At 42.9% G+C, this 20,491-nt stretch carries 16 protein-coding genes; 9 read left to right on the top strand and 7 right to left on the bottom strand.

Features of this window, described 5'->3' with window-relative positions; all coding sequences use genetic code 11:
• Positions 1 to 23: 23 nt before the first annotated feature.
• Complete coding sequence (locus tag AAEY94_RS12015; protein WP_350978946.1) at positions 24 to 2,420, top strand: zinc-dependent metalloprotease; 2,397 nt, start codon at positions 24 to 26, stop codon at positions 2,418 to 2,420.
• Between the two features lie 150 nt (positions 2,421 to 2,570).
• Here AAEY94_RS12015 and AAEY94_RS12020 read toward each other — a convergent pair whose 3' ends face one another.
• Entirely contained in the window at positions 2,571 to 4,403 is a 1,833-nt protein-coding gene (locus AAEY94_RS12020) for a protein kinase domain-containing protein (protein WP_350978948.1), read from the bottom strand.
• A 291-nt stretch (positions 4,404 to 4,694) separates the two neighbouring features.
• Here AAEY94_RS12020 and AAEY94_RS12025 point away from each other — a divergent pair, with 291 nt between their 5' ends.
• From AAEY94_RS12025 to ovoA, 4 genes are all read left to right on the top strand, one after another.
• Positions 4,695 to 5,042, top strand: a complete 348-nt coding sequence (locus tag AAEY94_RS12025) for a hypothetical protein (protein ID WP_101085154.1) — start codon at positions 4,695 to 4,697, stop codon at positions 5,040 to 5,042.
• Positions 5,043 to 5,140: 98 nt separating this feature from the next.
• Complete coding sequence (locus AAEY94_RS12030; RefSeq protein WP_182743103.1) at positions 5,141 to 5,800, top strand: thiopurine S-methyltransferase; 660 nt, start codon at positions 5,141 to 5,143, stop codon at positions 5,798 to 5,800.
• A 101-nt stretch (positions 5,801 to 5,901) separates the two neighbouring features.
• Complete coding sequence (locus AAEY94_RS12035; protein ID WP_350978951.1) at positions 5,902 to 7,035, top strand: MalY/PatB family protein; 1,134 nt, start codon at positions 5,902 to 5,904, stop codon at positions 7,033 to 7,035.
• Between the two features lie 115 nt (positions 7,036 to 7,150).
• The gene (gene ovoA, locus AAEY94_RS12040; protein WP_350978952.1) at positions 7,151 to 9,313 is read left to right on the top strand and encodes a 5-histidylcysteine sulfoxide synthase; all 2,163 of its coding nucleotides are present in this window, start codon (positions 7,151 to 7,153) and stop codon (positions 9,311 to 9,313) included.
• Here the strand turns inward: ovoA and AAEY94_RS12045 are convergent.
• A complete protein-coding gene (locus tag AAEY94_RS12045; protein WP_350978965.1) occupies positions 9,285 to 10,418 on the bottom strand; it encodes an ADP-ribosylglycohydrolase family protein in 1,134 nt (377 codons plus the stop codon). The genes ovoA and AAEY94_RS12045 overlap by 29 nt on opposite strands.
• A 502-nt stretch (positions 10,419 to 10,920) precedes the next feature.
• On the opposite strand from AAEY94_RS12045, the gene nhaC reads away from it, so the two are divergent.
• Positions 10,921 to 12,333, top strand: coding sequence for a Na+/H+ antiporter NhaC (nhaC, locus tag AAEY94_RS12050; RefSeq protein WP_350978954.1), 1,413 nt, complete (start codon positions 10,921 to 10,923; stop codon positions 12,331 to 12,333).
• A 156-nt stretch (positions 12,334 to 12,489) separates the two neighbouring features.
• Here the strand turns inward: nhaC and AAEY94_RS12055 are convergent, their stop codons facing one another.
• Both AAEY94_RS12055 and AAEY94_RS12060 read right to left on the bottom strand, forming a co-directional pair.
• On the bottom strand, positions 12,490 to 12,684 hold the full coding sequence (locus AAEY94_RS12055; protein WP_162023905.1) for a helix-turn-helix transcriptional regulator: 195 nt from the start codon (positions 12,682 to 12,684) through the stop codon (positions 12,490 to 12,492).
• The gene (locus tag AAEY94_RS12060) at positions 12,681 to 13,097 is read right to left on the bottom strand and encodes a hypothetical protein (protein ID WP_101085159.1); all 417 of its coding nucleotides are present in this window, start codon (positions 13,095 to 13,097) and stop codon (positions 12,681 to 12,683) included. The genes AAEY94_RS12055 and AAEY94_RS12060 overlap by 4 nt, the downstream gene beginning before the upstream one ends.
• 463 nt (positions 13,098 to 13,560) lie before the next feature.
• Here AAEY94_RS12060 and AAEY94_RS12065 point away from each other — a divergent pair, with 463 nt between their 5' ends.
• Positions 13,561 to 14,535 (top strand): nucleoside hydrolase, encoded by a 975-nt coding sequence (locus AAEY94_RS12065; RefSeq protein ID WP_350978956.1) that lies wholly within the window; start codon positions 13,561 to 13,563, stop codon positions 14,533 to 14,535.
• Positions 14,536 to 14,663: 128 nt separating this feature from the next.
• Here AAEY94_RS12065 and rbsK read toward each other — a convergent pair whose 3' ends face one another.
• Positions 14,664 to 15,881: a ribokinase gene (gene rbsK, locus AAEY94_RS12070; protein WP_174839656.1), complete on the bottom strand. Its 1,218-nt coding sequence runs from the start codon at positions 15,879 to 15,881 to the stop codon at positions 14,664 to 14,666.
• A 616-nt stretch (positions 15,882 to 16,497) separates the two neighbouring features.
• Complete coding sequence (locus AAEY94_RS12075) at positions 16,498 to 17,331, bottom strand: mechanosensitive ion channel family protein (protein ID WP_101085162.1); 834 nt, start codon at positions 17,329 to 17,331, stop codon at positions 16,498 to 16,500.
• A 358-nt stretch (positions 17,332 to 17,689) separates the two neighbouring features.
• Between AAEY94_RS12075 and AAEY94_RS12080 the strand changes: the two genes are divergently transcribed.
• Entirely contained in the window at positions 17,690 to 18,865 is a 1,176-nt protein-coding gene (locus tag AAEY94_RS12080; protein WP_011638842.1) for a type III PLP-dependent enzyme, read from the top strand.
• Positions 18,866 to 18,927: 62 nt separating this feature from the next.
• Here the strand turns inward: AAEY94_RS12080 and AAEY94_RS12085 are convergent, their stop codons facing one another.
• Positions 18,928 to 19,149 (bottom strand): HP1242/YdcH family protein, encoded by a 222-nt coding sequence (locus tag AAEY94_RS12085; protein WP_162023902.1) that lies wholly within the window; start codon positions 19,147 to 19,149, stop codon positions 18,928 to 18,930.
• 439 nt (positions 19,150 to 19,588) lie between these two features.
• On the opposite strand from AAEY94_RS12085, the gene udp reads away from it, so the two are divergent.
• Complete coding sequence (gene udp / locus AAEY94_RS12090) at positions 19,589 to 20,347, top strand: uridine phosphorylase (protein WP_011638840.1); 759 nt, start codon at positions 19,589 to 19,591, stop codon at positions 20,345 to 20,347.
• Positions 20,348 to 20,491: the final 144 nt, after the last annotated feature.

The following is a 20,491-nucleotide window of genomic DNA, read 5'->3' on the forward strand; positions in this document are numbered from 1 at the left end:
TATAAACGACAGGGAGATTAATTATGGTCCGCCGAAGTATTTCATTGGCGCTGTTGCTGGCAATCACACCAGCAACATTACTTTCTAACGCAGCAATGGCTGCCAGCGACTCAGCCCAAAAAATAATTAATAATGCTGAAGTGGCAAAAGGCTTTATCAATCTATTTTATGATGCCAAATCCGCACAGCTTTATTTACAAGCGAATAAGCTCAATCAACCCTTTCTATTGCTGACCAGTTTACCTCATGGTGTTGGTTCAAATGATATCGGTTTAGACCGTGGCCAGCTAGGCCAAACCCGAATGGTACAATTTGAACAGCATGGTCCTTATGTTGTGCTCAAGCAGCTTAATACCTATTTTCGCGCCTCCAGTGATAACGTTGCTGAGCGTCAAGCGGTCACACAAGCTTTTGCTGAATCGATTTTATGGCGCGGTAAATTAGTAGAAGGTAAAACGGCATTAGTCGCGATTAATGACCTAGTGATTAATGATTTGCATGGGGTGTCGGATGTATTAACGGCAACTAAGCAAGGTTTGTACAGCTTAGACAGCAGCCGCTCAGTGATATTGCCGCAAAAGATTAAATCGTTTGAACGTAATGCTGATATTGATGTTAATTTAACCTTTAAAGCCAGCAAAGCAGGCAAGCAAGTTGAGCAAGTGACTCCAGACGGTAAATTGTTGTCTGTTCAAGTGCGCTATTCCTTTGTGCAACTCCCTGATGTGGGTTATCAACCTCGTCGTTATCATCCCATGAGCGGTTATTTATCTGATGAATATGCCGATTATTCTACCGCAGTTGATCAACCACTGACTCAACGCCATTTACTGCGCCACAGATTAGAAAAAGTTACTCCGGGTGATGCTCCCAGTAAAGTGGTTAAACCTATTATTTATTACCTCGACCCAGGTGTACCTGAGCCTATTCGCAGTGCGTTATTGGAAGGTGCACGTTGGTGGGAAAGTGCATTTACTGATGCCGGTTTCATTGACGGCTTTAAAGTTGAATTGTTGCCAGAAGGTGCAGACCCTCAAGACGTACGCTATAACATGATTCAATGGGTGCATCGCGCCACAAGAGGTTGGTCATATGGCGCAGCAGTAACCGACCCTCGTAGCGGTGAAATCATTAAAGGTAATGTCACGCTTGGCAGCTTAAGAGTACGTCAAGATCATCTTATTGCTCGAGGGCTAACGGCTGGTTGGCCTGATCGTAAAGCCGCTGCTGATGCCGCCATGGCATTGTCGCTTGCCCGTATTCGCCAGTTAGCAGCGCATGAAGTGGGCCATACCCTAGGGCTTGACCATAACTTTGCCGCATCAACAAACGATAATGCTTCAGTAATGGATTATCCGCATCCGTACGTGAGTATTCAAGGCGATAAAATTGATATTGCCACACCTTACACCGAAGGAATTGGTGAGTGGGACAAATACACCATCGCTTATGGTTATGGAGGCCTTACGCAGACCGAGTCTTTGTTAACGTCTACCCTAACTAAAGGCTTTCGATATATTGGGGAAGCAGACTCTCGTAGTGCCAGCGCCAGTAATGCATACGCCAGTTTATGGGATCGTGGTAACGATGCGGTAGCAGAGTTAGTACGTTTAGAAACAGTGCGTCGTAAAGCGATGGATGACTTTAACTCAGATGCTTTATTAGCCGGTGAACCTCATGGCGAATTAGCCGATGTATTTGTGCCCATATATTTGCTCACGCGTTATCAAATAGAAGCCGCCGCAAAGTGGATTGGCGGGACGGATTACAGTTATCAGCAAGTAGGTTCTGGCGTACGTTGGAATTATATTCGGCCAATAATGCAACTTGCTGCGCTCGATGCATTATTGGCGAGTTTGCAAACAGAGAGCTTGTTAGTACCAAGTAATGTGTTGCAAGCGTTAGTGCCAAAAGCCGGTAATTATCGAAAAACTCGTGAAAGCTTTGGATCAAACTTAGGCGTGATAACTGATCCTGTGGCGATGGCAGAAGTGTTGAGCCGTCATATTGTGGCGCAATTATTAACCCCTGAACGTTTAAACCGTGTCAGTCAGGCCTATATGGAAGACAGTCAGCAACTGTCGGTGGTTCAATTAATCGATAAGCTTGCGGGTGCCAGTTTGTATCAAGACTTACCGAGTGGACAGGGCCTAGCGATGCAAATGCGCGTCAATACAGTGGTGATTGATAGTTTGTTAGCAACGTACCATAGCCCTAAAACAGCGCCCGAAGTCAAAGCACAGTTAGCCGCAAGAGTTGACTATATTATTAAGCAACTTAAACGCCGCAGTAACCGTGGCAGCGATTATCAATCGGCGCATTACGATTGGCTGTTTCAAGGTATCACTAAAGGCATGACCGATCCTACTTATCGATTAATCACCAAGCCGGTGGACCTGCCTCCTGGCTCGCCAATTTAAGTGTTGGCTGATAGTGTTTGGTGAGAGTGTTTGGTGAGAGTGTTGAGTGAGAGTGTTGAGTGATGTATAGCGGATAATACGCGACCTCTATTGGGGTCGCGTATTGCTTTGTATCACCGCAACAGCATGATGATAGTGTTTGGAGTATGGCTATTTTGTTTGCGGTAAAGTGGCTTCTGCAACGATGACTTTAGGGTTTCTAGGGTAGAAATCATCTGCTTTACGATCGATATGGCTAAATTGGCGAGTGTTTTTATAGGGCAGTTTCATAAAACCTGAAATACCATGACCTTGAATTTTATTTGCGTGAGTCATAATTCTATCCAAACAGGCTCGAAATGCCGCCTGTTTTCGTGGATTTAATAAACGTAAGTAACTGTGGATTTTTAAATGGTTTGGTAGTGCTTCAAAAATAATACAGCCAGTATGGTGGATTTGATTTAACCACCCCAGTTCGGTCATGATTTCTGCTGGCAGTTCCAAGTTTTCTTCCGGATCTTTACCGTCTTCAAAGTATGAGTGCAACCGAGATTTATCTTCTAAGGTGGGCACATCACCGACCTCAAACGGCATTTGCAGTTCACCGGTTATTTTATATTGGTGCTCGGTACTTTTTCGCTCAAGGTGTAAGGTGTCTTTGGCATTAAAGAAGCAAGCCTTGAACACCCCAATACGCTTAATTCCTCGCGCCATGGTGACCATATTATTTACTGCTAACACTAACGGCGCTTTACTGTCGGGATCGTAAATAGCTAAATTGGAGTCGATAAACACCCCAGACTCTTGCCAATGGATCACCAAACCGCCGACGATTGGATACTGTGCTAAACGGCCTACTGCGGCAATAAAGCCTTTTTCGGTATCGGCCATACCCACCATAAAATTGCGATAGTATTTTTCTAATTGCACATCATCCATTTTGGCAATGGGATCTAGAGTATTGTGCTCTTTCAAAAACGATTTACGCGAGCTGTAACTTACGGTTTCGACGGCTTTAGATCGCGGTTGAGCCCACACCGGAATGTCGGGTGCTAGCGGAGGTGTCGATAATATCGGCAAATGCATTCGATGGCTGTGGCGCAGGCTTTTGAGAAAGTAGTCACCCGCAAGATTGCGCCGTTCAACATCATCACTGAGCATTGCATCGAGTGTTTTTGCCAGTTCGATAGGTAATCCTATGCTGGTGGCTGGAATGATTTTTGTGCCGAAACGGCTAATTTGTCCTGATGCGAGCGCATATAAGGTTGCAGCAGCGCCTTGCTCGTCGAATCGAGGCGTAGATAACGCACCGCTCAGTTGTTCGTCACCAATAAAATACACATCGCCCATGCGCGCGTTAGTGTGCTGTTGGTCGCTTGATAGTAAGGACATGACATTGTCATCGACCGCGCGGCCGTGTTCATCTCGCTGAGCAAATACCGCAGATCCCCAATCGATTAAGGACAATTTGTCGGTTTCAATATCATAAACCAAGTTAGATGGCTTAATATCGCCATGCACTAAAGGCTTACCCTTACGCAGATAATATAAAATATTGGCTAATTGTCTCGCAATACTGACGATAATTACCGGCGGTAAAGCCCCTAATCGCTGGCAAATTTTGTCGAGATCTTCTCCTTGAGCCCGTTCCATTACTAAAATGCCTTGCTTACCGACCCGCTCGAATTTTATCGCCCCAGGTATATTGGGGTGTTTTACTTGGCTAAGCATATAGGCTTCTTCTTCAAGCCTATCTTGGACGCTTTGGGGTAAGTTTACCCTTGAGAATTTAAACACATGTGATTGGCTAAACTCATTGATACCCGCAAATACAAAGCCATAGGCTCCCTTACCAATAAATTCAATTTGCTGATATCCCAATTTACTCAGCTGTTGCTTACACAAGCGGATCCAGGCCTTATGCTTGCGTGCATCATTGGCGCTGAGCAGATAGATGGACTGCTCTTCATTGATATAAAAGTGTTGCAGTTGCGGTGTTTGCAAAGGTAAGCCTCCTTTTTAAGTCCATTAAACCTTGATTAACCTTACTGCGGCAAGTGCTTCTTATTGAAAACAACAGATTGTATCCAAACATCCACGCAGTCTATTTAAACATGGCGTTTCTTTGACTCAATACCGCACAGTATTTTCTGTGAGCAAGGATTTTTAATTGTAAACGGCCGCTTCCTATCTAAAAAATTATGATAAGTAAACCTTGACCTATATCAAATCAAAATCAATCAACACTCGGTACTATGGCTGTACTAGTTAATCAACGTTTTTGTGAGAGGTTATATGCATAATATAAATAAAGCTGATTTAATTCAGCTATTTAATTTTCCTCGGCAGCGAATTTTACAATCAATGGAAGTCACCCATTGTCCCCATGCAGTGTTTTTTAATCAAAGTGATGAGCAATGCATAACCTGTCATCAGGGGGAGGAGTGTTTATGGATTAATCATAACGATGAAATGGTTGCGCTTGAGATGAAGTCGGTTGACCAATTAAAGCAACAATTATTAATAGCGGTCGATTACATTGACTCAAATTTAAGCCCACACCACATGTCGCGCAGAAAGTGCCAATGTGAAAACTGTCGTTGGTTAAGGCAAGTACAAATGACACTAGACGGTAAAGCTTAGGCAGTTGAATGCCAAATCATTAAGGGAGGTTGCATCCTTTTTTTTTAGTCTTTAAAGTAGCCAGCATCTCATTAGCAACTTGACTGAAGAATAGCATCATGGAACCCAGCTTTTGGCATGAAAAATGGCAGTTACAACAAATTGGTTTTCACCAAAACCAAGTGAACCCTTTTTTAGTAAAATATTGGTCGCATATTGGTTTGAATGAAAACACTGAGGTATTCGTTCCTCTATGTGGTAAATCATTGGATATGTTTTATTTGGCCGAGCAGCGCCATACTGTGCTGGGATGTGAACTCAATACCCTCGCAGTTGAACAATTTTTTACCGACAATGATCTTACTTATCAAGTTAATCCTACCGACGAACATGTAGTCTTTTCTGCCGATCAAGTCACCTTATATCAAGGGGATATTTTTACTCTACCCAAAAGTGCAACAGCGTCGATTAGTGGTTTTTACGATCGTGCTGCCCTGATTGCGTGGCCAGAAGAAATGCGCCAACAGTATGTTAAAGCACTCGCTGCGCTTATACCGGCGAATGTAAGTGGCTTATTAATTACCCTAGATTACCTACAAGATACTCTAAAAGGGCCGCCATTTGCAGTTAGTCCAGATTGGGTTAAAAGCTATTTAACGCCATATTTTGATGTTGAATTATTGGAGTGTGTTGATGTACTGGCTGACAATCCGAGGTTTATGAATAAACACGTGCCTTGGCTTAATGAAGCTGTTTATAAGTTGACCCGAAAATCATAAACAGACCCTAAAACCTACCTATAACATCGGTAGGTTTTTTTATAACAGGCTAAGTCGGCTGTTTTCTGTAGACTAGCAAATGAATAATCAAAGGATCCGCAATGAACTTCAGTGATAAACCTGACCGCACATCGTCAAAAGCCCATAAATGGGAAAAATACAAAGGTACAGATATATTGCCTATGTGGATTGCTGATACTGAGTTTCGCTGTGCTGAGCCTATTTTGTCTGCCTTACATCAGCGCATTGATGATGGCCTGTTCGGTTATACCTTACCTGCTCACGATACCGATGCCAGTGAGGCCGTTGTGGCGTGGTGTCAACGTCAATATAACTGGAAGATTGATCCTAGTTGGCTAGTGTGGACTCCGGGTGTGGTGCCTGCATTTAATGTGGCTATTCAAGCTTATTGCCAAGCAGGTGATACGGTTATCGTACAAACACCAAATTATCCTCCTATATTGGCTGCACCGGCAATTAATAATCTCAAGCGAACTTGTATCGGCTCGATAGAAGTGGAGGGTCGCTGGACACTCGATTTTGATGCCTTGGAAGAGGCTGCTGCGGATCCTAAAGCCAGCTTATTTATTATGTGTAATCCAATGAATCCGCTTGGAACCGTCTTAAACCAAGCAGAACTCGACACAATTGCAGCAATATGCAGAAAACATGGCGTCATGCTGTGCTCGGATGAAATACACTGTGATTTAATTTTAGATGACGTGCCACATTTACCCGCCAGTGCGCACCCAGAATTGGCTGAGCATTCAGTGACATTAATGGCCGCCAGTAAAACCTTCAATATCGCGGGATTAGGTACGTCTTTCGCTATTATTCCAAACGAAAAATTAAGAGTAGCATTCAACCATGCAGCCCGCGGCAGGTTACCATCGGTAACAGTCATAGGTCTTACCGCCACTAATGCAGCCTTCAGGCATTGCGATGAGTGGCATCAACAACAAGTGGCGTATTTAACTGAAAATCGTGATTATCTAGTGACTGAAATCAACAAAATCGACGGTTTAAAAGCTATCTCACCCGCGGCGACTTTTTTACTGTGGGTTGATGCCAGCGGTTTACAAGTCCCCGATACGCAAGCCTGGTGTGAAGCCAAAGGTGTCGGCCCATCAGCGGGCAGAGACTTTGGTGATAAAGACTGTTTTCGCTTGAACTTCGGCTGTTCACGAGATTACTTAGTCGAAGCAATTAAAAAACTGCAGGGCAGAGACGTTTAACCACCGGCAAAACTTTTTTTTACGGGTAATATCAATATAAAGTAAAAAAATTGACCCTTTATCCAGTAGTTAATCGTATGAATATAGAATAAGAATTAAAGGAACGTGTTTCACGATGACATTACCTATACAAAACGCTCAAGGAATGGCTAAACGATCCGCAACATTTGTTGACTCTGGATCATTGCGCCGAACCCCTACACTGGACAGTGGCACCGTGGATGATAAGCGCCAAGAAATAGCGCTTTACTTCACCAACACCTTTGATACCTATACGCAACTGTTTGATTGTTTGCGCGACGATACTGGTTTCTATCAAAAACCTATACCTTTGCGCCACCCGCTTATTTTTTATCTTGGGCATACGGCCACTTTTTTCATCAACAAGCTACTATTGGCAAAACTGATATCCGATCGGATTAATCCTCATATGGAATCTATTTTTGCTGTGGGCGTTGATGAAATGAGCTGGGATGATTTGTCTGAAGACAGTTATGACTGGCCCAGTGTTGCTGCGGTAAAAGACTACCGTGCAAAAGTGCGCGCCACAGTATTAACATTAATTGATACCTTGGACCTTGCCCTACCCATTGATTGGGAAAATACCTGGTGGCCCATCGTCATGGGTATTGAGCACGAGCGTATTCACCTTGAGACATCGTCGGTACTCATTCGCCAACATGAGTTGGCTAAAGTCCAGCCATTACCTCAATGGCCAGCTTGTAAAGATGCTGGCCAGGCGCCAAAAAATAAACTAATAAGCGTCGCCGCTGGCTCAGTTAATCTTGGACAATCATTTGATAGTGCATTTTATGGCTGGGACAATGAATATGGCCAACATCAGGCTGAGGTAGCTGAGTTTAAAGCCAGCCAATATTTAGTCAGCAATCAGGAGTTCCTCGAGTTTGTTGAGGACGGTGGTTATGAGCATAATCGTTTTTGGAGTGATGAAGGTCTGGCTTGGCGGCAATTTACTGAGGCAAAACACCCAGCATTTTGGCGTTGGCACAATGGCTGGCGCTTGCGCTTAATGACGGAAGAAATTGATATGGCTTGGGACTGGCCTGCCGAAGTTAACTATCATGAAGCGAAAGCGTTTTGTGAATGGAAGACTGAAGAAACTGGACAGAAAATTCGCATGCCAACTGAAGATGAATGGTATCGATTGTGTGCACAAGCGGGCGTAGAAGAGCTGGGTAACAGCGCGGCCAATGCAAACTTGCATCTCGACCATTTTGCATCATGCTGCCCGGTAACACGCTATCAACATGGCAATTGGTTTGATGTGGTGGGCAACGTATGGCAATGGACTGAAACGCCTATTTACCCCTTCGATAACTTTAAAGTACATCCACTGTATGACGATTTCACCACGCCAACTTTTGATGGTAAACACAACTTGATCAAAGGTGGTTCATGGATTTCAAGTGGAAACGAAGCGCGTCTTAGTGCACGTTATGCATTTAGGCGTCACTTTACGCAGCACGCCGGATTTCGTTATATTGCCTCTGAAGTTGATGCAACGTCTCCTAAGGCTTACTACGAAAGTGACCAATTATTGTCAGAATATGCAGAGTTTCACTTTGGTGACACCTGGTATGGCGTAGAGAATTTTCCTAAAGCTTTAGCTGATATTGCACTTGAGGCAATGAAGGGTAAACCCACCGGTAAAGCACTTGACTTAGGTTGTGCCTGTGGCCGAGCAAGTTTTGAGTTGGCCCGCCAGTTCGATGAAGTAGACGGTATTGATTTTTCAGCAAACTTTACTCGCCTAGCAGCTAAAATGGCGCAGCAAGGCGCAGTGCGTTACGCCCGTGCCGAAGAAGGCGAATTAGTGAGCTATCATACTCGTACCCTGCAAGAATTAGGGTTGGACACTTATGCAAACCGTGTCGCATTTCATCAAGGCGACGCCTGTAACCTCAAACCCCAATTCACGGCTTATGATTTAGTTTTAGCAGCTAATTTGATTGATAGGCTTTACCAGCCGAGTCGTTTTCTGGCGGATATGGCACAGCGCATCAATGATGGCGGCTTGCTTATTATTGCATCGCCTTACACGTGGTTGGAAGAACATACACCTAAGGAAGAGTGGATAGGGGGTTTCAAAAAAGATGGTGAAAACTACAGCACGTTAGATGGCTTGAAAGATCAACTATCAAGCCATTTTAAGTTGGTTGGTGAGCCGCGCAAAGTCCCGTTTGTGATCCGCGAAACTCAGCACAAGTTTCAGCATACTTTGTCTGAACTTACGGTTTGGGAGCGCTTGCCACGCTGATAAGTGCCTCAATTTCTTGAGCAATCAATTTGTGGTCTGCCAGTTGTTCAAACCAGCTGGTGGCCACAGCATCGCTTTGCAATCCCAGTAAGGTTCCCAGCACTATTCCTCGATGTACGTTGTCACCGCCTAAGTTAGTATTCACTCGCAGTGCTTGCCAAGGATCATGTTGGTATTTACAGGCCAGGTACAAGACGACAGGCCAAGAATCTGAAATATAACATGCCCTTGAAAATATTTGGCCGACGACCTGATTGTCGGGCACATTACGTTTTAACAGACCGGCTAAATTAGTACTGGTTAGGCCTATGCTTGCTTCAAGTAAAAGAGCCTTAACGCCTGCTTCATCCGGCCCATCCATCAGAGCGCACAACAGTTGCACGTAGCTATCACATACCTGCATTAAAGATTCATCAGGATGGGTTAAGGCCAGATGCGCTCGGCAGGTAATCTTTATTTCGGCTTCGCTGATGCCCTTAAGTCGTTCTGAAAAAACCAAAGGTGCTATGGTCACCAATGCACCAATAGATGCAGTGTCGTGAGTTATCATGCCACAGTTTTCAAGCTTGCGTCCCTGCGCCAAGTTAGCAAAAAATCCTCTATGGTAGGACTCTGCATAAGTATCGGGATGAGCGGCGGGAGTTATTGTCATAAAGTCAATGTAGGCATTAACAAATGCTTGTCGGTCATAGGGGTGTGGCGAACTCGCCAGGGTGCGCATCACTACTCGAGCGCAATGGGCGTTGAGGGTGTTTTCACCCGCCAGCATGCCTTGATGATAATGTACATTCGGTTTGTCCCAAAACTGCGCCTTATCTTTTAAAATAATATCGCCTACCACTTGCGGCGACTGATCGTTAGCTGAATGCCCCTTAGACGACCGATCATTGGACTGTCGCCCCCCTTTATGTTTGGAGTGCAAGGACATAATAGATGAAGGGTGAAACTCAGGTGCGGCCTCAAAGCGCTGAATACCACCAGTAAAGGCACGCTCGATTTCCATCGGTTGATAATACCAATGCACTGGCATGGCCAAAGCATCAGCAATAAAGCTTGTTTTAAGTGCCCAGGTAACGCGAAGTGGCTGAGAAGGGTTGTGATTCATGATAATGCCTCTTTCACATGGTAAAAAAGAATACGTATCTGCATTAGATACAGCAACAATAGACTCCGCAACAATAGGTTGTGAATCGATAACTAATGGATAATTTTTACCATGTGAATATTGATTAAAAACGTATGTGGTCATACTAGATACGTTATTTATACAAAACTAGACGTTTTTTTAAGGCAATAGGCTAAATTTATTTCGCAACCAAAATCTTCAACCCGACAAGCGCAACAGCTTTTTGAGTATAGGGAGGACGAAGAGGATATCGAGGATGTAACCCATTGTGCCTGTAAATGAGCTTGTAAATGAATGTATAAATAATCATGTGCAGCACTCTGTGATGATATATCTTTTGAGTTGGCTTTTACTTGGCATTTAACATGCTGTTTATAATAGATAAAATGTTTATTTTTAATATCCTGCTTGTTTGTAGTTTACCCAATTACTTGTGCTGATATACTCAGCTTCATCCCAATTGTTACCATAATGTGTGCCAATGTCTGTAATCACTCCTAACTTACCCCGTAGCCCTAGTTTTTTGCAGTCTCTTATCTGTTTTAGCGTGATTATCATCACCATAGCGGGTGGACTTTTTGGTCTAGGGATCAGCCTGCATACACTAATGTTTCTGTGCCTGTTGTGGGTAGGACTCAACGCTTTTAGTCTTGGTTACGGCTATATACAGATACGTGAGTTGATGACTAACGCCCTCACCAGAGCCATGCCTGCCATCTATATATTTATATTGATCGGCATGGTGATTGCTAGTTTTATGCACAGTGGCACCATCGCCACACTTATTTATTATGGCCTTAGCTGGTTGAGTCCGAGTTTGTTTTTGGCCGTTGGTTTATTACTGTGCGCCTTGATGTCGCTAGCAACTGGAACATCTTGGGGTACCGTCGGCACTTTAGGTGTGGTTTTTATTGGTATCGGCTCTGCCATGAATATCCCCCTACCTTTGGTTGCCGGTATGATTGTCTGCGGTGCAACCTTCGGTGATAAAATGTCGCCGATTTCAGATACCACAAACCTTGCTGCTATGAGTGCTGGCACCGATCTTTATCGACACATTTATGCCATGCTGTTCACTACTACGCCGACTTTTATCCTCACTTTTTTAATATTTTTAGCGATCGGATTTAACTATGGTGAGCAAAATCTAGACTTGGCAGAAGTTACCTCAATTCAAACCGCACTTGCCAACAATTACAGCCTTACGCCGCTGATTACGTTATTACCACTGATTTTACTCGCGGTACTGAGCATTAGAAAAGTGCCCGCAGAAGTGACGATGTCATGCAGCATAATACTCGCCGTGCTAATCGCGATTTTTTATCAGCAAGAAAGTGCTATCTCCGTGCTTAATGCACTGTGGGAAAATACGCCCGAATCAACGGGTATCGCCAGTTTAGATGCTTTGCTTGGTCGCGGCGGCATTAGCAGTATGAGCTGGACCTTGCTGCTGGCGTTAATGGCTATCGCGCTAGGCGGCATTTTACACGGCGCGGGATTTCTCACCGCACTATTAGCCGGCATCATAAAAAGAGTGCAGCGCACCGCCACCCTTATTGCGACGACGATTATGTCCGGTTTTTTAGGTAACATTGCTATGGGAGAGGCTTATATTTCGATTATTCTCAGTTGCCAACTGTTTAAGCCCAAATATGAGCAACAAAATTTAGAGGCCGCCATTCTTTCGCGCTCAGTTGAAGAAGGTGCCACTATGACTACAGGCCTTATTCCGTGGACCACAGCTGGTGCCTTTTATACCGCCACTCTAGGGGTAGACGTACTTGACTACGCGCCCTATGCTTTTTTCAACTACCTTAATGCTATCATAGCAGTGGCAATGGCCGCCTTTGGTATTGGTCTTCTCAAACCGAAAACTAAACCAGCTTTGGCGTAAAGGATATTAATCTCTTATCAATCCATAGGGCTGTTAGCGTTAAGACTGTAAATTTAGCCAATGCTTGAGCTGAATCGACCGCCATAGCGTTTAACATTTTTTATAGCATTGTTTTTATAACATAGTATTTATAACATTGATTATAAATACTATTAGCTACACTTCGTCTTCAAAGATACTTTCAATAGGTAGCTTGAATAAACGTGCCGCTTTAAAGGCTAATGGCAAACTAGGATCAAACTTACCAGTTTCGATCGCATTGATCGTCTGCCTGGAAACATTAAGTAAGTCTGCTAGTTGTGCTTGGGTCAGGTCTTGCTCTGCCCTGAGTACTTTTAGGCGATTTTTCATTGGTACTTCCTATGGCCTAAAATAATACCGACTAAATAGGTGAGTCCCATAATGATCACCAAGTGAGAAATTTCCGCGTGACCAGCTATTAAGTTTGTTGTGTCTAAATTTGAGTAGCTCAAGCCAACAATTAGCCCCACCCCCAGACTGAGGCCCATCGCATTTAATTGAATTTTTTGCTGCAATTCATCTAAGCCAAGTAGTTGGCGTCTATTGGCTAAAATCATCCCGATACCCATCATGAAATTAATGCCAATGGCCATTATGGTGATGACATCTTGTTGCCAAATAAATTGTGGACCAAAGTTGGCGACGGCCATACTTATCACCCACGCTAAAGTCCATTTTGCTAAACGAGCTGTATTATGTTTGTTGGTATTTTTCCAGTCTTGATTGTGTGTTAGTGGCGACATTATCAACATTCCCTTGGTCGTGTTTAGTTGTCATTATGTCAACTAAGCTTGACTTTAAGTTATCGCAATCTATTAATGCTTGTCAAGTAAACTTTACTTTTTCGAGGTGTTGTAAATTAACCTCAACTCGGGTTAAAAGGTGGGATATGTAAGGCAAAATATAATATTCGGCCTATTTCATATCAAACTTGTTATAGCCAGTTGCACACGTGTAAGTGAACCATTATGTTCACTTACAGATTAAAGTTTGACGAACAATCACACTTCTGTCGGCACTATTTTTGTATAGTGCCAAGGGATTTAATGAGCCTCAGGACCCTGTAACCGTTCGTTTGTCGCAGTCGTTAATCATCTTCGAATATCTTGTTGGTATGCATTGAAGGGCCTGTGAGTCTCATCGCAGGATATTCAGTAAAACCTTATAGTGTATCGATTCACTTAATAAAGTAGGACAGTGATCCCCATGAAAACTAAAATAATATTAGACACAGATCCCGGTATTGATGATGTATTTGCTATTCTCTTTGCCGAAGCACATCCCGATATCGAACTTAAGGCCATTACTACTATTTATGGCAATGTAACCATTGAGAATGCGACCCGTAACGCGCTTTATCTTAAACAAAAATTTCAGTTGCAAGCCGATATTGTCACTGGCGCGAGTAAACCTATCGTACGTCCTCCAGTTGGCCCAACGGTCGTTGTTCACGGAGAAGGTGGCTTTGGTGATGTGAATGTCCCAGCCGAAGTAGAAGGTCAAGCTGATCCGCGGCCTGCGTATCAATACATCATTGACGCTGTAAAGGCGGAGCCTGGTGAGATTACTTTAGTGGCCATCGGTCCGTTAACTAACCTTGCGCTAGCGCTTCAGGCTGACCCAAGCATTGTCGACTTAGTTAACAAGGTGGTCATTATGGGTGGCGCTTTTGGTGAGAACGGTCATCGTGGCAATGTGACCCCTTTTGCCGAAGCTAATGTACACGATGACCCTCATGCTGCTGATATAGTGTTGACGGCCTCATGGCCTGTGGTTGTGATTGGCTTAGACGTGACTGAACAAAGCTTTTTTACTCGTGATTATCTTGACCAATTACGTGACAATGCAGGCGACGTTGGCCAATTTATTTGGGATGTTAGCCGGTTCTATTTGAGGTTTTATAGTGAAAAAGTGGGCTTAGAAGCTTGCCATGTGCATGACCCCTCTGCCATTGCCTATGTGATTAATCCAGAGTTGTTCACACTTAGAGAAGGGCCAATAAGAGTGGTTGTCGATGGTGTTGCCGAAGGAATGACCATTCAGAAGATTGATGACCGTGTTTACCCGCATGATAAATGGATGAATCAGGCGCCGCAACAGGTTGCAGTCGCGGTCAAAGATGCCGAACTATTGGAGCTATATCGCGACAGTATTATCAATTATGCCGCAAGATTGAAATAGCACTGTCGGCATCTGGCGGACTAATACCGCTTACCTAACACTAGCGCAGTAATCACTGCGCTTTTTTCATGGGAGTTCGACTCTAGTGTTTTACATTAGCGCTTTACATTAGAACTCTGCACTCGCTATTAAGCATTAAGTCTTGCTGCGACAAGTGAGCCGTCTGGCATATTTGCTGCGCCGAGGCGCTCAACAGCGAGTGACGCATAAGCGTTGGCATATTTAGCGGCCTGATGCAGTGTACTGCCTCTAGCAAGCTCAGCGACTAAAGCGCCATTAAAAGCATCGCCTGCACCAGTGGTATCAACAACCGCGCTTTTTAGTGCATCTAGCAGGGTGAAGTGATCATTTTCATAAAGTAATACCCCATCAGATCCGAGAGTGATGACTACCGATGTTACGCCTAAGGCATGTATTGCAATCGCGGCCTGCTTAGCACTGTCTAGATTGGTTACTTCGATTCCTGTCATTAACGAAGCTTCTGTTTCATTAGGGGTGATCATATCAACCAAAGGTAATAACTCGAGAGTTCTCTGATGATACGGCGCCGGATTGAGGATCACTTTTGCGCCATTGTCTTTGGCAATGCTCATCGCGAGCTTGATAGCATCAAAATTGGTTTCAAGCTGGGTTAAAAATAATTGTGCACTAACAATATGGTGTTTGGCTGAGTGTATTTCATCATCGGTCAGCGTCATGTTTGCGCCTTCGTTGACCGCAATCATATTCTCGCCAGCTTGTTCACTAACGTAAATCATCGCGGTACCTGTCGGGCTAGTTGATGACTCGAGGATAATCGTGTTGTCTATGCCGGTACTGTTGAGGTGTTGGCGCGCAAATTGACTAAATTGATCAGTACCAATTTTAGTCATAAAGGTAATATGGGCACCATTTTTAGCCGCAGCATAAGCTTGGTTTGCCCCTTTGCCGCCAGCGCCAATACTACTGCTACTTGAATGCAAGGTTTCACCCGGTTGGGGAAAGCGTGCTAATTTTGCCACAATATCGACATTGAATGAGCCAAGTACAAATACATTATGTTTCATTTTGATTAATCTACCTTGGTTTGAGTCGAGTTCATTGCTGTCATTCAGTATGCTGCGGTCGAGTAATTCTGCCAACATAGCGTCCAAGCTATACTTTTTGATATTCGCGCCTTCAGACTGACAGACTCCGCCATGAATTCGTTTTACTAGACCGTCTTTTTCCAGCTGCACGAGATCACAACGAACCGTTTTAGCGGTTACTGCCAGTAATGTGGATATTTTTTGGTTAGACAGTTTTTTATGCATACTGAGTAACTTGAGAATAACAGCCAGTCTTTCATTTCGACTTAGTTTTTTCATAATGGAATATAGTGCTTCAGCAGAAAATAAATTGTGATAAAGACCAGAGCTTAACATGCAAAGTGAACCAGTTGGTTCGTTTGCTATTGGTTGTTTGGGGGGGAGAATGATTTGGTCGCATTTATTTCAATGAGCCTGCTTAAATGAGTTTAGTCAAATCAGCTTAATTTATTGCGCTTAGTGAAGTGAGTTTCATTAAATGTACTTAGTAAGGAAGACGGGGTTTACTGCATATATTATATTATTCATTCTATTCACAGTGGTTTTTGAGAGTAAATATATAGTGATCGAGTTTGCTCGCCTGTAGTAAGTAGTTGATTGTTATGATTATTTATTGTAGCGTCTGTACTGCTATTCTCATTGCATTCTTTGTGGATCAGCCCACTACTGCGTGATGAATTGCTTTATTCAATATAGTCTCGCGGGAATCTCCATTGGTGGCAATAGTCTGTTGGCCCCAATTCAGTTTGTTAGGGCCAGTTAGATTGAATGGACTAAAAAGTGCAACTGCTTCCACTCAGCCTTATATGCAGCCCTTTCAATAGTGAGACTTTATGCGGTGAAGAGAACCTTCAGCCTTGCGAATACAGAACTGTGAATACTAGTGCTATTAAAACTAGTGCTGTAAATGTATTTCCTTTACCGGGCAAGGTATCTTAATTTTGGCTTGATTGAGTGCTTTGATTATGGCTAGGTTAGTGTGGTACTTCTCTTCGAAATAGCGTGTTGTCGGTACCCAATAACGTACACCAACTTCTATCCCCACAGTATTAAATCCATTGATGCCGACTAATGGTTTCTTGTCTTGATAAATTGCCGGAGCAGCGGCAAGCACGCCATTAATTAATTGGATAACATGATCCGCATCAGCTTGGTAATCAATGTTAATTTTGTTTTCAACCAATTTATAAGCGAATGAATTATGTAGAATTTCACCGACAATGTGCTTGTTGGGAATACTGATTTGTTCGCCTTCTTCGTTGGTTAATATGGTTTGGCCTAGTTTAATGATTTCAACCACACCGCTGACACCTTTAATTTCAATGGTATTGCCAACCACAAAAGGGCGGGTGACAATAATGGTAATGCCGGCAGCATAATTAGATAACATTCCTTGTAATGCCAAGCCTGCTCCGAGTGAAGCGGCACCAATAGCAGCCACCATTGGCGTTACGCTAATCCCTAGTTTGCCTAAACAGATAACAGCAACCATCACAATAATAATGATTTTAACTAAGTTGGAAGCAAAGTTACTGAGGGTGATATCAATATTATGTTTTTTCAGTTGAGCGGCGACAACGTTGGCGGCTTTGTTTGCCACCCAAAGCCCCAATAAGAAAATAATAATCGCACCCGCAATTTGGAAGCTGTACGCAACAACAAACTCAGTGATGACGCTATAGACATTTTGCAGTTGTTGGAGCTCTTGATCTAAACTGGGTTCGTTCATTCTATGTTCCTTATTGAAGCACGTTAAGTTGTTATCAAATTGGATGATAACAACTTTTTACTCTAAGGTGTAAGTCTGTGATGAGTGTTAAATGCCATCACGGCGAAAATATTTTCAACGACTTTATGAGCATTTTTCTGACAAATGTCTATACTTTCTAGACGCAGAAACTAATCAATAACGCAGTGTATTAAGCTAGTAAGGCGTTGCGTGTTATTGATATTTCTCGAAGAATAAAAAAGTATACTTTTTGCATAAAAATTCGTTGCGTATTGATTAAAAATATCGTTTACTGCGCATGTTTTTACAGATTCGTAATGACACTTTTATCGCCCTACTTACAGGAGGCACTGGCCTAATGAGCCAATTTCAATCGATTGATGTTGCAGATTATTATGACAAGGACACGTTTGACCGCATAGAGGCATTTGCTAAAGATAAGCCAACGCCATTTGTAGTTATTGACACCCAAATCGTTGCGAAACAATATGATGATATGGTTAATAATTTTCCTTTCGCTAATATCTATTATGCGGTTAAGGCAAATCCGGCCAAAGAAATTTTAACCTTGTTACGAGACAAAGGTTCAAACTTTGATATCGCGTCCATTTATGAACTTGAAATGGTCACGTCGATAGGTGTTTCTGCTGATCGTATTAGCTACGGTAACACCATTAAGAAACGCGTTGATGTACGATCATTCTTTGAACAAGGCGTACGTATGTTTGCTTCAGATTCTGAAGCCGATTTACGCATGATTGCGGAAGAAGCTCCTGGTTCAAAAGTGTACTTGCGTATTTTAACTGAAGGTACACACACAGCCGACTGGCCTTTATCACGTAAGTTTGGTTGCCAAAATGAAATGGCGTACGACTTATTAGTATTGGCAAAAGAGTTAGGCTTACAACCGCATGGCATTTCTTTCCACGTTGGTTCACAACAACGTGATATCGGTGCGTGGGATTCTGCTATCGGTAAAGTGAAAAGCATTTACGACCGTTTAAAAGAAGAACATGGCATTGTGTTAAAGATGATCAATTTAGGGGGTGGTTTTCCTGCCAACTATATGGATAAAACGAATGAACTAGGTGTTTATGCTCAGCAGATTAAGCATTTCCTAGAAGAAGATTTTGGTGACGAATTACCCGAGATTATTCTAGAGCCTGGCCGTTCATTGCTTTCAAATGCTGGTGTATTGGTATCTGAAGTGGTATTGATTTCGCGTAAATCAAACACTGCATTAGAGCGCTGGGTATTTACAGATGTGGGTAAGTTCTCTGGTTTAATTGAAACCATGGACGAAGCGATTAAATTCCCAATCTATACTGAGCGTAAAGGCGAGTTAGATAAGTGCGTTATTGCCGGCCCAACCTGTGACAGTGCCGATATTATGTATGAGCACTATAGCTATGGTTTACCGGTTGATTTAGCCATTGGTGACCGTATGTACTGGTTAACCGCTGGTGCTTACACTACGACCTATTCAGCAGTATGTTTTAACGGCTTCCCACCACTTAAAGATTATTATCTTTAATTGATGGTGTAGTTTGACGACATCCTAAAGGACGCACTAGCGTCCTTTATTTTTATGTGCGCCTAAACCTCTTGTTGATGATTTTTTAAAATATCTAATATTTGTTCTTTAAGGTGCAATCTCGTGCTTTTCATTAGTTTTAATTCAGCTGTTGCATCACTACTACTGTGCTTTTCTAGTGCGGTAATTTGCTCATCGAGTTGATTGTGGTCATTAAACTTTTTGATAAAGTGCTTATCTGTGACTTTAAGTTTAGATATTAAGTCTCGGTACTCTGGAAACATAAGTTACTCCTTTAAGCTGAGTCAGCGGATTTCGGGTTCATTTCAATTTGCATTCATCAGATGTTATGCCAATAACAATGATGCTTGCTTTAGCAGCAACACAATTTGGAAATGAGATGTGTTGAATCTAATATTGATTAACTTTATGCTCAGTGGTTATGCTTACCTTCAGCCTAAAACCATTTTAGCGAGGTTAACTTGATGTAAATCACGTTAATGATTGTTAAGCGAGATAAGATATTTGTTGTTTCTATCGACCTTCAACTATGCTGAAACGGGTGTATTTGGTGGGATTTGGACATATATTAGTAATAATTTAACGAATGAATATTAACTATTATGAATTTATATGTGATCAAGTTAACCTTATCCCCCTAAAGACTAGGTTAAAGTCTGGGTTATAAGAATTTAATATTCAAAACTGAAAGGGGTTTTCACAATGTCCGATGTATTTCACTTAGGATTAACTAAAAAAATGTTAGATGGCGCTACCTTAGCAATCGTTCCTGGTGATCCAGAACGTGTTAAGCGTATTGCTGAGTTAATGGACAACGCAACGTTCTTAGCGAGCCATCGTGAATACACAAGCTACTTAGCTTATATCGATGGCAAAGCCGTGGTTGTGTGTTCAACCGGTATCGGTGGCCCATCAACTTCTATTGCGGTTGAAGAATTAGCACAATTAGGTGTGAGAACTTTCTTACGCGTAGGTACAACTGGAGCAATTCAGCCGCACGTAAACGTGGGTGATGTGATTGTGACTCAAGCTTCTGTGCGTTTAGATGGCGCAAGCTTACACTTTGCACCGCTTGAGTTCCCAGCAGCAGCAGACTTTGAATGTACAACTGCTATGGTTGCAGCATGTCGTGACGCTGGTCTAGAGCCGCACATTGGTATTACTGCTTCTTCTGATACTTTCTATCCAGGTCAAGAGCGTTACGATACTGTTTCTGGTCGCATTACGCAGCGTTATGTTGGCTCTATGAAAGAGTGGCAGTCAATGGGTGTGCTGAACTATGAAATGGAATCAGCTACGCTATTTACAATGTGTGCAACTCAAGGTTGGCGTGCAGCATGTGTTGCCGGTGTTATTGTAAACCGCACACAGCAAGAGATCCCTGACGAAGCGACAATGAAGAAGACTGAAGTAAGTGCCGTGTCTATTGTTGTAGCAGCAGCGAAAAAATTATTAGCTTAAGCTAACGTTTTAACCATCACGTTATAACAAGATATTGTGTAAAAACAGATTGTGTTAAGGCTGATGACGTTAAAACGGATTACGCAAAACAAATTGTCTCAAATCAATGAGTGTTGAAATGTAATCATTAAAAAAGGTGCCTAG

The sequence above is a fragment of the Shewanella sp. AC34-MNA-CIBAN-0136 genome (assembly GCF_040309945.1).
Lineage (GTDB): Bacteria > Pseudomonadota > Gammaproteobacteria > Enterobacterales > Shewanellaceae > Shewanella.